At 72.7% G+C, this 12,784-nt stretch carries 10 protein-coding genes; 1 reads left to right on the forward strand and 9 read right to left on the reverse strand.

Annotated elements, in window-relative coordinates; translation table 11 throughout:
* The 9 genes from AC5WS8_RS03810 to AC5WS8_RS03850 all read right to left on the reverse strand — a co-directional run bounded on the left by AC5WS8_RS03810 (position 1) and on the right by AC5WS8_RS03850 (position 11,636).
* Positions 1 to 2,697, reverse strand: coding sequence for a bifunctional acetate--CoA ligase family protein/GNAT family N-acetyltransferase (locus AC5WS8_RS03810; protein WP_496101794.1), 2,697 nt, complete (start codon positions 2,695 to 2,697; stop codon positions 1 to 3).
* A 354-nt stretch (positions 2,698 to 3,051) separates the two neighbouring features.
* On the reverse strand, positions 3,052 to 3,921 hold the full coding sequence (locus tag AC5WS8_RS03815) for a universal stress protein (protein WP_496101795.1): 870 nt from the start codon (positions 3,919 to 3,921) through the stop codon (positions 3,052 to 3,054).
* Between the two features lie 5 nt (positions 3,922 to 3,926).
* Entirely contained in the window at positions 3,927 to 4,949 is a 1,023-nt protein-coding gene (locus AC5WS8_RS03820) for a zinc-dependent alcohol dehydrogenase (RefSeq protein WP_496101796.1), read from the reverse strand.
* Between the two features lie 27 nt (positions 4,950 to 4,976).
* Positions 4,977 to 5,882 carry a universal stress protein gene (locus AC5WS8_RS03825; RefSeq protein ID WP_496101797.1) on the reverse strand — a complete coding sequence of 302 codons (906 nt, stop codon included), beginning with the start codon at positions 5,880 to 5,882 and terminating at the stop codon, positions 4,977 to 4,979.
* Positions 5,883 to 6,030: 148 nt separating this feature from the next.
* A complete protein-coding gene (locus tag AC5WS8_RS03830) occupies positions 6,031 to 6,663 on the reverse strand; it encodes a hypothetical protein (protein ID WP_496101798.1) in 633 nt (210 codons plus the stop codon).
* A gap of 368 nt (positions 6,664 to 7,031) precedes the next feature.
* A complete protein-coding gene (locus AC5WS8_RS03835) occupies positions 7,032 to 7,955 on the reverse strand; it encodes a carbamate kinase (protein WP_496101799.1) in 924 nt (307 codons plus the stop codon).
* Positions 7,956 to 7,958: 3 nt separating this feature from the next.
* Positions 7,959 to 8,960, reverse strand: coding sequence for an ornithine carbamoyltransferase (argF, locus tag AC5WS8_RS03840; RefSeq protein ID WP_496101800.1), 1,002 nt, complete (start codon positions 8,958 to 8,960; stop codon positions 7,959 to 7,961).
* 18 nt (positions 8,961 to 8,978) lie between these two features.
* On the reverse strand, positions 8,979 to 10,193 hold the full coding sequence (locus tag AC5WS8_RS03845; protein WP_496101801.1) for an arginine deiminase: 1,215 nt from the start codon (positions 10,191 to 10,193) through the stop codon (positions 8,979 to 8,981).
* A gap of 27 nt (positions 10,194 to 10,220) precedes the next feature.
* Positions 10,221 to 11,636, reverse strand: coding sequence for an APC family permease (locus AC5WS8_RS03850; RefSeq protein WP_496101946.1), 1,416 nt, complete (start codon positions 11,634 to 11,636; stop codon positions 10,221 to 10,223).
* Between the two features lie 685 nt (positions 11,637 to 12,321).
* Here AC5WS8_RS03850 and AC5WS8_RS03855 point away from each other — a divergent pair.
* Entirely contained in the window at positions 12,322 to 12,777 is a 456-nt protein-coding gene (locus tag AC5WS8_RS03855) for a Crp/Fnr family transcriptional regulator (RefSeq protein ID WP_496101802.1), read from the forward strand.
* Positions 12,778 to 12,784 lie beyond the last annotated feature (7 nt).

Below are 12,784 nucleotides of genomic sequence, written 5' to 3' on the forward strand. Positions count from 1 at the left end.
CTAGCGGAGTCGGCGCAGATAGGGATCCTGTGGCCTGCGCGGCACCAGGCGCACGCGCGCGTCGAGCGCGCAGACCCGTTCCGGTGTCGCGAGTACGGGGTTGAAGTCGACCTCGGCGAGCTGCGGCAGGTCGGCCGCCATCCGGGACAGGCGCAGGAGCAACTGCTCGAGGCCTTCCAGATCGGCCGGCCCACTGCCGCGCGACCCGAAGAGCAGCGGGGCGCAGCGCGGTGCGGTGATCAGGTCGTGGACGTCGTGGTCGGTGAGGGGGGCCAGACGGGCGGCGTGGTCACCGAGGACCTCGGTGGCGGTGCCGCCGAGTCCGAACAGCACGAGTGGGCCGAAGACCTCGTCCTGGACGACACCGGCGAACAGTTCGGTGCCGCGCGGGGCGAGCGGCTGTACGACCACCCCGGTGAGCAGCCCCGCGAACCGCGTCTCGAAGTCGCGGAAGGCGGCGCGCACCTGGGCATCGCCCTGTAGGTCGAGGTGAACGGCACGCTGCTCGCTCTTGTGAACCAGTCCCGGCCAGTGGGCCTTCATCACCACCCGGCCGTCGGGACCGCGCAGCCGTTCGGCGGCGATGACGGCCTCGTCCTCGGTCTCCGCCCATTCCCAGGGGATCTGCGGGATGCCGTAGCAGGCCAGCAGGTCGCCACAGGTGCGCGGGTGGAGCCAGCCGCCGTCCGGGTGCGCGGTCAGGAAGGTCTCGGCGATCTCCTGGGCGCGGGCCGTGTCGATCCCGTCGAGGTCCGGGACGGTACCCGCGGGCCGGGCGAGCCAGGACGCGCGGCGAGCGGCGTGGGCCAACGCGCGTGCTGCGGCCTGCGGTTCGGCGTAGGAGGGGATCGTGCCGCCGTCGGCGGCGGGCAGCATCCTGACGGGTAGGTCCTGTTCGAGGCGTATCGCGGCCACCGGCTTGGCCCGGCTCCCGCGGCGGGTGCCGGTGAGGGCCCGGACGAGGTCGTCGCCGGTCGCAGTGGCGACCGCCGTGGGCACCAGGGCCACCAGGACGGCGTCGACGCCCGGGTGCCGCATCAGCCGGTCCACCGCGTCCGCGAGCCGCTCCTCGGTGACGGCGGCGGTGGCGTCGACGGGGTTGCCGACCGCCGCACCCTCGGGCAGCACGGCGAGCAGGTCGTCGATCACGTCCGGAGGGAGCGGCGGCAGGGCGAGTCCCGCCTCCGCGCAGGCGTCGGCCGCCAGCACCCCGGCGCCGCCCGCGTTGGTGACGATCCCGACGCGGCTGCCGGCCGGGAGTGGCTGGGAGTGCATCAGGGCGGCGGTTTCGAGGAGTTCGCCGACCGAACGGGTCACGGTGATACCGGCCTGCGTGAACAGTGCCTGCCGGGTCATGGTGCGGGTCGCGGCCGCCGCGGTGTGCGAGGCGGCGGCGCGGCGGCCCGCGTCGGTGCGGCCGGCGTCGACGGTGAGGACCGGCATACGGCGGGTCACACGCCGAGCCGTGCGCGAGAACGCCCGCGGGCTGCCGAAGGACTCCAGGTGCAGCAGCGCGAGTTCGGTGCGGCCGTCGCTCTCCCACCACTGCAGCATGTCGTTGCCGCTGACGTCGTACTTGTCGCCGAGCGACGCGAACGACGAGACACCGATGCCCAGCCGGGACAACCCGTCGAGGAGGGCGATGCCGACCCCACCGGACTGCACGGCGACGCCCGCGGTGCCGGGGCGCGGGTGGCCGGCGGCGAACGTGGCGTCCAGACGCAGGTCGGGGTCGGTGTTGGAGATGCCGAGGCAGTTGGGCCCGACCAGGCGCATGCCGTGGCTGCGGCAGGTGGCCAGCAACGCCCGCGCCTGGTCGGCGTCGAGGCCGGCGGTGACGACGAGCAGCGCCCGGACGCCGGCCTTGCCGCACTCCTCGGCGGTGGCCGGGACCGCCGCTGCGGGGACGGCCACGACGACCAGGTCGGGGGTCTTGGGCAGGGCGCTGACGGACGGGTACGACGGCACGCCGAGGATGTGGTTGACGCTCGGGTTCACGGCGAAGAGACGGCGGGTGTAGCCGCCCGCCTTCAGGTGGTGCAGGATCGCCCGGCCGACCGAGCCGGGTTTGCGTCCGGCGCCGGCGACGGCGACCACGCGCGGGCGCAGCAGCGGCTCGAGGCTGGCGACGTCGGCGGCCCGGCCGCGCGCCTCCACAGCCGACAGGTAGGTGTCGTCCTGGTCGAGCCGGATGGTGCAGCGCACCTCGGGGCCCTCGAAGCGGCGGGCGGTGCGCAGGCCGAGGTCGGCGAAGAGCCGGAGGATCTCGTGGTTCTCGCTGAGCGCGTCGGCCGTGAAGGTGGTGACGCCCTCCGCCCGGGCCGCGGAGACCAGGTGCTCGACGAGCAGGGTGCCCACCCCGCGGTGGTGCAGCCCGTCGCAGACGGCGATGGACATCTCGGCCTCGTCCCCGGCGCCCCCGGTGTCGTATTCGGCCAGCCCGATCACCTGACCGTGCGTCTCGGCCAGCAGGGCCCGGTAGCCTCGGCGGGGTGCGGCGCAGGCCCGGTCCGCGGCCAGGGCGGCGGAGCGCGAGCTCGGCGAGAAGAACCGAAGACGCAGGTTCTCCGGGGTCATCTCCTCGTAGAGTCCCTGCAGTTGCTCGTGGTCGGCCGGGGTCACAGGACGGATGCACACGGTGGTGCCGTCCGTGAGCAGGGCGTGGACCGGGGGGCGGTTGAGCACGGCGTCCGACATCACGGATCTCCTCCAAGCCTTTTGGTGGTTCGAGCATCCGGCGGATCGGAGGGCAGTCCCATGGGCTGTCCGGGGCCGGATGCTGGGCCGGTCGGCCCTGAGCGCTCACGTTTCACGGCCACGTGTCCGCGATGTGGGCGGTGTCCGCGCGAGGTGGGGATCTGGGCGACTGCTCACAGTCGCGCACCTGGACGGGGCGCGCTTCGGACCGCCGTGCGACTCCCCGGCGGCCCCCAGGCGCGCCCGCAGCGGGACCGCGCCCCTGTGCCCCGTGCTCAGGGCACCGGGGCGTCACTCGCTCCCGTGGGCATCAGTCGCTGCAGCCGCTCCTCCGGGCGCCGTCGGCCGTCTCGCTCAGCCCCGCCGGGGTACGACGGCGACGGGGCAGGCGGAGTGGTGCAGCACCGCGTGGGCGACGCGGCCGAGCTGGAGGCCGATGTGGCCCGCGCGGCGCCGGGCCCCGACGATGAGCAGGTCGGCGTCGGCCGAGGCGTCCAGCAGCACGTTGCGTGCCGAGCCTTCGACGGTGCGCCGGTGCACCTCGACGTCGGCCGGGGCGTCCTGCAAGGCCGCGTTCAGTGCGTCGACGGCCTGCTGCTCGTGCAGGCGGGAGGCCTCGTCCGCCGGCAGGGGATGGTCGGCGGTCTCGTGCGCCGGGCAGCGCCAGGCTCGTACGGCCTCCAGCGGCACGCCTCGGCGTCGCGCCTCCTCGACGGCGAAACGCACCGCCGCCGCGTCCGCCGGCTTCTCGCCGACACCGAGGACGATGCGGCGCGCGCCGGAGCGGACCCGGTTGTCGTGGCATCCGCGCAGCACGATCACCGGGCAGTGGGCGTGACCGGCCACCGCCACACTGACGGAGCCGAGGAGCGCCTCGGCCACGCTGCTCCGGCCGCGCGAGCCCAGGACCACGGCGGATGCGGTACGGCTTTCCCGTACCAACGCGTACTCGGGTTCCTCGGGCAGCACGTCGGTGACGACCTTCACGTCGGGCCGGCGGCTGTGCGCCCGGCGCGCGGCTGTCTCGACGATGTCCTCGGCCATCACCTGCTCGGAGGGCTTACCGAGATCGTCCGCGAGCGCCGTGCCTTCGTACCGTTCCCACAGCGAGGCGTACACCAGCCGCAGCCGGAGCCCGCGCAGGGCGGCCTCGTCGGCCGCCCAGTCGACGGCGCGCAGGCTCGGCTCCGAGCCGTCCACGCCGACGACCAGGGGGGACTCCATCGTGCTCACCTTCCCGCGCCCAGGTCGAAGACGATCCGGGCCTTGACCTCGCCGCGCAGTACGGCGTCGATGGACTCGTTCACGGAGGCGAGCGGGCGGGTCTCGTAGATCACCCTCGTGCGGCCGGCCGCATGGAGCTGGAAGACCTCGGCGAGGTCCTGCCGGGTGCCGACGATGGAGCCGATGACGGACGTGCCGTTCAGGACCGTGTCGAAGATCGGCACCTGGACGGTGCCGTGCGCGGGCAGGGCCACCATGACGAGTTTTCCGCCCCGCCGCAGACCGGAGTTGACGGCCTCGAACGCGGCTGGGTCCACCGCGAGTGCGAGCGCCGCGTGGGCGCCGCCGTGCTTCTTGAGTTCCTTGCCGACGTCCTGCTTGCGGGCGTCGATCACCAGGTCGGCGCCGAGTTCCGCGGCGAGTCGGAGCTTGTCGTCGGTGACGTCGACGGCCGCGACGGTGGCGCCGGCGATCCTGGCGTACTGCAGGGCGAGGTGACCGAGGCCGCCGATCCCGGAAATGACGACGAGTTGGGAGGGCCGGACACCGGCGACCTTGAGCGCCTTGTACGTGGTGACGCCGGCGCAGGTCAGCGGGGCCGCGTCGAAGGCGGTGACACCCTCGGGCACCGGCTGGGCGAAGTCGGCCCAGGCCAGCATCTTCCCGGCGTATCCGCCGTCACAGCCGTACCCGGTGTTGATCTGCTGCTCGCAGAGTGTCTCCCAGCCGGAGAGGCAGTGCTCGCACCGCCCGCACGCCTTGCCGAGCCACGGCACCGCCACGCGCTGTCCGACGGTGAGGTGCGTGACCCCCTCGCCGAGCTTCTCGACCAGGCCGACCCCCTCGTGACCGGGGACGAACGGCGGGGTGGGCCTGATGGGCCAGTCGCCGTGCGCGGCGTGGATGTCGGTGTGGCACAGCCCGGAGGCCTCGACGCGGATGCGGACCTGGCCGGGGCCCGGCTCGGGGTCGGGGCGCTCCTCGATGACCAGGGGCTCGCCGAAGGCTCGTACGACCGCTGCCTGCATGGTCTCTCTCTCCTCTGTGGTGGTGCGTCAGCCGTGCGCCACGACGGCGACGGGGGCGGTGGAGTGGTGCAGGACGGCGTGGGTGACGGTGCCGATGTGGGCGCCGACGGAGGAGCGGCGGACCCGCCGGCCGACGACGACCAGGGATGCCTCGCGGGAGGCGTCGATCAGGAGGAGCGAGGGGCTGCCGTAGTGCGACTCCGCGACGACCTCGACGTCGGGGTACTTCCGCTTCCAGGGCTGCAGCAGTTCGGTCAGGGCGCCGGCGTCGCTCTCCGCCAGCATCCTGGTGACCTCGGGAACGGGAACCATGCCGTAGGCGTAGTACGACGGCAAGTTCCAGCCGTGCAGCACCCGCAGGGGCACCGAGCGGTGCGTGGCGGCCTCGAAGGCGAACTCGATCGGTGCCGCGTCGGGGTCGTCGGTGTCCAGTCCGAGCAGGACCGGACGGAACGGTGTGGCCGCGGAGGGCGTGCCTGCCGCGTCCGCCTCGGGCTCGTCCGCGGCCTGCTCGCCGGCGCGGACCAGGACGACGGGCCGTTCGGTGTGCGCCACGACCGAGAGCCCGACCGAGCCGATCAGGAAGCCGCCGATCCCGCTGAGGCCGCGCGAGCCGAGGACGAGCATGTCGGCGTCCTTCGCGACGACGACCAGGGCGTCGGCGGGCCGGCCGGTGATCTGCTCGGTGGTCACCTCGACACCGGGGTGGCGCAGCCGCAGACGCTCGGCGGCCTCACGGGGAATCCTCTCGGTCCAGTGCTGGTGGGTCTCCGGGCCCAGAAGCGGGGCCTGAGCCATGGGCTCCGGTACCGGCTCCCAGACCTGCACGAGCCTGACCGGCAGTCCGCGCAGCTCCGCCTCGCGGGCCGCCCACTCCGCGGCGGCGCGGCTCTCCGGCGAGCCGTCGAGGCCGACGGTGATGGTGCGTGGCATGTTCTCCTCCTCCTGAACCGGGGACCCGAGGGACCCGGTACCAGCGTCGTGTTCGGGGGTCTTGCGGGGCAGGGGCCGTCGGCCCTCCGGCCGGGACCATCGGCCCCGTGAGGGGCCGGGAGCCAGGGTCCGTTCCGCCGCGGGCGGGTCAGCGCAGCCAGGTGTGGTCGCGGACGATCGGCAGCCGCGCCCATATCCGGCCCAGGCCCCAGGTGGCGCCCGCGCCCGCGGCCGCCACGGCGATCAGCGCGACGGCGTAGATCACGTGGTAGTCGGCGAACGGATTCGTCGACATGCTCGGCGACCCGTCCGACAGATGCCTGGCCGGCGGCCACTCGGCGATCCACATCAGCGCCATCATCGCCGTGCCCGCCACCGCGGCCGGCCGCAGCGCCACACCGGCCATGACGGCGGCGCCGATGCCGAGCAGGCCCAGCATGAACAGCCAGTCCGCCCACGTGTCGCCGGCCCAGGAGTGGAACGTCGACTCCATCGGCCCGGCGGCGACGGCGCTGAGGAAGCCCTTCGTCGGTGACCCGCCGTCGATCCAGCCCTTGCCGGACGCGGTCGCGTACCCGAGGCCGAAGGTCTTGTCCAGGAAGGCCCACAGGAAGACGAACCCGGTCAGGATGCGCAGGGACGCCAGGGCGTGGGCCTGTGCGGTGTACGTGCCGGGACGTGCCGCCGCGACGGGGTCGGAGGCGGAGCCGGTCCGGTTCCGGCGGAAGCCCACCGGCAGGTGGAAGCGCGGACCGCGGTGAGAGTGCTCGTGCACGGCCATGATGGTGTTCCCTTCGGGGAGGTTTGAGCCGTCGACTTGTTGACGTCCCCCACTCTCGTCGGCTGCGTACGGGTGGCGCCGGATGCCGAAGGTCTCCGACCGGGGGGCTGAACGATCCCTGTCGGCAGGGCCGGTTGGCGGGGTGAGGGGGCGTCAGGGAGCGGTCCGCCGGCCCCGTGTGGAACGCGGCTCCGGGGCGGCAGGGTCGCCCGCGGTCCGGTCACCGGCGGCGACCCGGCGACACCCGCGCGCACCCTCACCTGCCGCACGGGGTGTGCCGCCACCGCCTGCCGCGGGCGGTGCGGCGGACAGCGGGTCCCGGACCGGGCGGGCTCTTCGGTCCGGGACCGCTCCGGCTCCCCCTTCCGTCACCCGACGGAGAGGTCCGGCCGGACCAATGTGCCGGACCTGCCGTGGACGATCTCGTAGGCCGCGTCCAGGGCACCGATCGCCGCCAGCCCACCGCTTCGTTCGACGAACCGGGCGGCCGCCTCGGCCTTGGGTCCCATGGAGCCGGCCGGGAAGCCGCCGTGCCGCAGTTCCCGCGGTGTGGCGTCGAGCAGAGGGTGCTGGTCGGAGGTGCCGTAGCCCTCGTAGACATAGGGGACGTCGGTGAGGATGAGCAGGAAGTCCGCCTTGAGGTCCTCGGCGAGCAGGGCCGCGGTGAGGTCCTTGTCGACGACGGCTTCCACGCCGGTCAGCGCACCGGTGTCGCGGTCGGCGGTGACGGGGATGCCTCCCCCGCCGGCGCAGATCACCAGGATCCCGCCGGTCAGCAGTTCGTGGATCGTGTCGGTCTCCAGGACGCGTTCGGGCCTGGGCGAGGGGACGACGCGGCGCCAGCCGGTGGTGTCCCGGGCGATGTGCCAGCCGCGGCTGCGTGCCAGCTTCTGGGCCAGGTCCCGGGTGTAGACCTGACCGACGAACTTCGTCGGGCGGCCGAAGGCGGGATCGTCGGCCCGGACGAGGGTGTGGGTGACGAGGGCGGCGATCCGGCGCCCGGGCAGAGCGTCGTGCAGGGTGCAGGCGAGCAGGGAGCCGATCATGCCCTGGGTCTGGGCACCGAGCAGGTGCAGGGGATACGGGGCGCTGAGCGCGGGGTCGGCCTCGCTCTCCATGGCGAGCAGGCCGATCTGGGGGCCGTTGCCGTGGGTGATGACGAGTTCGTGCTCCTGGGCCAGCGCCGCCAGGGCGGTGGCGACCCGGTCGGTGTTGGCCTGCTGGACGGCCGCGTCGGGGCGTTCGCCCCGGTGCAGCAGGGCGTTGCCGCCGAGGGCGACGACGATGCGCATGGTTCAGTCCTCCAGGGTGGCGACGAGCACGGCCTTGATGGTGTGCAGCCGGTTCTCCGCCTGGTCGAAGACGATCGAGGAGGGCGAGGAGAAGACCTCGTCGGTGACCTCGAGACCGTTCAGGCCGTAGGCCTCGAACAGCTCCTGGCCGAGCCGGGTGCGGTGGTCGTGGAGGGACGGGAGGCAGTGCATGAACTTCACGTCGGGGTTGCCGGTGAGGGCGAGCGTCTTGTCGTTGACCTGATACGGGAGCAGCAGTTCGATCCGTTCCCGCCATGTGTCGGCCGGTTCTCCCATGGACACCCAGACGTCCGTGTGCAGAAAGTCGGTGCCGTGTACGGCGGTTTCCACGTCCTCGGTGAGGGTGATGCGCGCTCCGCTCCGGTCGGCCGCTTCGTGGCATGCGGCGACCAGCGCGGATCGCGGCCACAGCGCCTTCGGCGCGGCGATGCGCACGTCCATGCCGAGCAACGCGCCCATCGCGAGCAGGGAGTTGCCCATGTTGTTGCGGGCGTCGCCCAGGTAGCAGTAGGCGGTGTCGGACAGCGGCTTGGTGCTGTGCTCGCGCATGGTGAGCATGTCGCACAGGCTCTGGGTGGGGTGGGCGGTGTCGGTCAGGCCGTTGTAGACGGGGACGCCGGCATGGGCGGCGAGTTCGGTGACGATCGACTGGGCGGAGCCCCGGTACTCGATGGCGTCGAACATACGGCCGAGGACGCGGGCGGTGTCGGTGACGGACTCCTTGCGGCCGACGTGGGTGTCACCGGGGCCGAGGTAGGTGGTGCTGGCGCCCTGGGCGGCGGCGGCGACCTCGAAGGCGCAGCGGGTGCGGGTGGAGGTCTTCTCGAAGACCAGGGCGATGTGCTTGCCGATGAGCCGTGGCTGCTCGGTGCCGGCACGCCTGGCCGCCTTGAGGTCGGCGGCGAGGTCGAGGAGGTGGTGGATCTCGGCGGTGGTGAAGTCGAGGTCGCGCAGGTAGGAGCGGCCTCGCAGGTCGACGGTCATGGCGGTGTCCTTGGGGGCTCAGGCGACCGGGTCGCGTTCGACGGGGCAGCTCATGCAGCGGGGTCCGCCCCGGCCGCGGCCGAGTTCGGCTCCGGCCACGGTGACGACCTCGATGCCCTGCTTGCGCAGGTAGGTGTTGGTGGTGACGTTGCGCTCGTAGCCGACGACGACCCCGGGCGCCAGGGCGAGGAAGTTGCTGCCGTCGTCCCACTGTTCGCGCTCGGCGTTGCGGATGTCCTGCGGTGCGGACAGCATGCGGACCTTGTCCAGGTCGAGAGCCTCGGCCAGCGCGGTCGCCAGGTCCGCGTTCGGCGTGACGTCGAAGCCTGCCTCGTGCAGGCTGCTGGGCCGCAGCGTCCAGGAGCGCAGGGAGTCGGCGAGACCGGGGTAGATGACGAAGGCGTCACGGTCGACCATGGTCAGCACGGTGTCCAGGTGCATGTAGGCCCGGGCCGCCGGCAGTCGGACCGCGATCAGCCGGCTCGCCGTACCGGCTGCGAAGAGACGTGCGGCCAGGTTCTCCACGGCCTGGGCGGTGGTGCGCTCGCCCATGCCGACCATGACGGCGCCGTTGCCGAGGACGTGGACATCGCCTCCTTCGAGGGTGCCGACGGGCCCGTCGAGCAGGGGCGCGGGCGCGACACCGGCGAACATCGGGTGGAACCGGTAGATGGCCTCGGCGTGCAGGCTCTCCCGCCGCCGGGCGGGCTTGGCCATGGGGTTGACCGACATCTGGCCGTACACCCAGCACGAGTTGTCGCGCGGGAAGAGGTGGTTCGGCAGCGGCGCCAGCGCGAAGTCGTCGGCGCCGAGCGCGTTCCACACCAGGCTCTGCCGGGTGGCGAGCGGCAGGTCGTTCTTGAGGAGGCCACCGATCAGGTAACCGGCGAGCGTTTCCCCGTCGAGGCGGACGCACAGCTCACGCACCGGCTCCAGGAGGGCAGGCCCGACCGTGGCGGGAGTGACGACCTGGTCCAGCAGCCAGTCCCGGGCATCGGGGACCTCGACGGTCCGGGCCAGCAGGTCGGCGAAGTAGTGCACGCGGGCGCCGTGGTCGCGCAGGACCTGGGCGAAGGCGTCGTGCTCCTCGCGGGCGCGCTTGGCCCACAGGATGTCGTCGAAGAGCAGGGCGTCGACGTTGCGCGGGGTGAGGCGGGAGAGTTCGAGGCCCGGGCGGTGCAGGATCACCTGGCGCAGCGGGCCGACCTCGGAGTCGACGTGGAAGGTGTTCATCGCTTTTCTCCGTGCTGGTGGAAGTGGTCAGTCGTGGCGGCGGAGGCCGTTCCGCCTCCGGGGCCCGCCGATGCGGCTCGTACGGAGCCCGCGGGAGAGCCGCCGGGCCGGCGGGGGCGTCTCGGGAGCCCGCTCCCGCGGAGCCGGGATCGCCTCGGCCGTCACCGCCCCTTCCTCGCCGTACGTGCCCTGGCCGCGCTTGAGCCAGACGTAGACCGGCACGCCGAGCAGCAACACGAACAGGCCGTAGTAGACGGTCTGGTAGCCACTGCCCTGGATCGACCAGTAGGAGAAGGCGAGGGCGAGCACGGCGACGATCACGTCACGGACGAGCCCGCGCGGGCTGAGGGTCTCCCGGCCGCGCACCAGCAGCCAGTAGAGCTGGGCGGCGGCGGAGAACAGGTACGGGATGACGGCGGTGAGCACGCTCAGCAGCACGATCTTGGTGAAGACGTCGTCGAAGCGCGTGTAGCTGAACACGGTGATCAGCGAAGCGAGCACAGTGGAGGCGACGATGCCGAAGGCGGGGACGTCCCTCTCGCCGCGCAGCCGGGCGAAGGCACGGGGGAAGAGGCCGTCGCCGGCAGCGGCGTACGGCATCTCGGCGCACAGCATGGTCCAGCCGTTGAGCGCGCCGATACCGGAGATGATGGCCGCGACGGCGACGATGTCACCGGCCCAGCTGCCGCCGAAGATGCTGTTCGCCGCGTCGGTGAACGGCGCGGTCGACTCGCCCAGCCTGCCGTGCGCGACGGTGCCGAAGACGGCCAGGGTACCCAGGATGTAGATGACGGCGCAGACGAGCGTGCCGTAGACGGTGGCGCGCGGCACATTGCGGCCCGGCTCACGAACCCGGCCGGCCACCACCGAGGCGGCCTCCAGACCCAGGTAACTGAACAGGGCGATGGCGCCCGCGGCCGAGATCGCCCCCAGCACCGACTGGCCACTGGCGTTGAACGGGCCGAAGTTGCGGAAGTCGATGAACAGCAGTCCGACGGTGGCCATGAAGATCAGCGGGACGAACTTCAGCACGGTCGTGATCACCTGGAAGGCGCCCATGTTGCGGACGCCGGTGAGGTTGACGGCGGCGGGTATCCAGAGCCCGACCAGCGCGAGGAGCACCGAAACGCCCTTGTGGTGCCCGGTGTTGACGAACACTTCGACGTAGCCCACCCAGGCCACCACGATGGCCGCGTTGCCGGCCCACGCGGTGATCCAGTACGACCAGGCGTTGAGGAACCCGGCGAACTCCCCGAAGGCCTCGCGGGCGTAGACGTACGGGCCGCCGCTCGCGGGAACGCGCTTGGACAGCGATCCGAAGGTCAGGGCCAGCGCGAGCGCGCCGAGGGTCACGGCGACGAACGCGACGAGGGAGACCGGTCCGTACGGGGCGAGGGCGGAGGGCAGCGCGAAGACTCCGGTGCCGATGATGCTGCCGATCACGAGCGCGGAGGCGGCGGGAAGGCCGAGCGCCGCGGTGGGCGCCGTCCCCGTTCCGCCTCTTGTGGTTCTGGGCATGGTGGCACTCCCTGTGCAGGTCGTTACTGATGGTCGATCCGCGACCGATCCTTCTGCTCGTGCACAGGGGCGGTCAGCGGCCACACGGCCCGTGGACGGCTCCCGATGGTCCCGTGCCGTAGGCCCCGGCCAGCCCAACGAGTGCCACGGCGGGCAACGTTCTCCCCGTGGCGGGCGCCCCGGCACCCGCCTCCGCGCGAGCGGGGGAAGGGCAAGGGCCGTTCGTCCCGTCGCACGGGTCCTTCCGGCCTCTCCCGGGCGACGGCCCCGGCTCCACAATGGGCAGCAGGAGCTGCGGCCGGGGCTTTCGCGCACGGTCAACCGAGGTGCGGCTCCCACTTCCTGACGGCACGTTCGAGGAGGGGAGTTGTCCCACACGCTCCAGGAGCCGTGAGGGACATCCGCCCGGGACTCGTGCGGGGGAGGCACGAATCCCGCGGCCACGGCCGTCGCCCGCGCCGACACGCGGGCGGCGGCCGTCGTGGCGCACGGAGGGATCCGTCTCAGGACCGTGTGGCCCCGCTGTGGACCGGACGGCCCCTCCCCTCGTCCCGCCCGCCGCCCCAGGCTGGAGGTGCCACTCCGCACACCACCGACCGGAAGGCAGGCCATGAACACCCCGAGCATGCTGCGCGCGCTGCCCACCGAGTACCGGCAACGGCTCATGCGTCTGGCCCGCGAGGTGTCCTTCCCGCAGGGAACGCGCCTCTTCGACGAGGGTGCCCGCGCGGACCGGTTCTGGATCATCCGTACGGGCTCCGTCGAACTCGACACGCACGTGCCCGGTCGGCGCTGCGCCACGATCGAGACCCTCGGGCACAACGAACTCGTCGGCCTCTCCTGGCTGTTCGCGCCGCATGTGTGGCATCTGGGCGCAACGGCGGCGACACCCGTGCGGGCCTACGAGTTCGACGCCACGGCCGTCCGCTCCCTGTGCCGGGAGGACCCGGCACTCGGTCAGGCCGTCACCCGATGGGCCGGCGAGGTGCTCGCCCACCGCCTGCGCTCCACCAGGACCCGGTTGCTGGACCTCTACGCCCCCTACGGCGCCGGAAGCGCCGTGTGAACGGGCT

The organism is Streptomyces sp. PTL18, from assembly GCF_059510295.1.

What these genes read in the sequence shown, in the direction of transcription:
- AC5WS8_RS03815 (WP_496101795.1), bottom strand. Translation starts at nt 3,921, where the DNA reads ATGGAGTCCCCCCTGGTCGTCGGCGTGGACGGCTCGGAGCCGAGCCTG.
- AC5WS8_RS03810 (WP_496101794.1), bottom strand. Translation starts at nt 2,697, where the DNA reads ATGTCGGACGCCGTGCTCAACCGCCCCCCGGTCCACGCCCTGCTCACG.
- AC5WS8_RS03835 (WP_496101799.1), bottom strand. Translation starts at nt 7,955, where the DNA reads ATGCGCATCGTCGTCGCCCTCGGCGGCAACGCCCTGCTGCACCGGGGC.
- AC5WS8_RS03820 (WP_496101796.1), bottom strand. Translation starts at nt 4,949, where the DNA reads ATGCAGGCAGCGGTCGTACGAGCCTTCGGCGAGCCCCTGGTCATCGAG.
- AC5WS8_RS03830 (WP_496101798.1), bottom strand. Translation starts at nt 6,663, where the DNA reads ATGGCCGTGCACGAGCACTCTCACCGCGGTCCGCGCTTCCACCTGCCG.
- argF (WP_496101800.1), bottom strand. Translation starts at nt 8,960, where the DNA reads ATGACCGTCGACCTGCGAGGCCGCTCCTACCTGCGCGACCTCGACTTC.
- AC5WS8_RS03845 (WP_496101801.1), bottom strand. Translation starts at nt 10,193, where the DNA reads ATGAACACCTTCCACGTCGACTCCGAGGTCGGCCCGCTGCGCCAGGTG.
- AC5WS8_RS03825 (WP_496101797.1), bottom strand. Translation starts at nt 5,882, where the DNA reads ATGCCACGCACCATCACCGTCGGCCTCGACGGCTCGCCGGAGAGCCGC.
- AC5WS8_RS03855 (WP_496101802.1), top strand. Translation starts at nt 12,322, where the DNA reads ATGAACACCCCGAGCATGCTGCGCGCGCTGCCCACCGAGTACCGGCAA.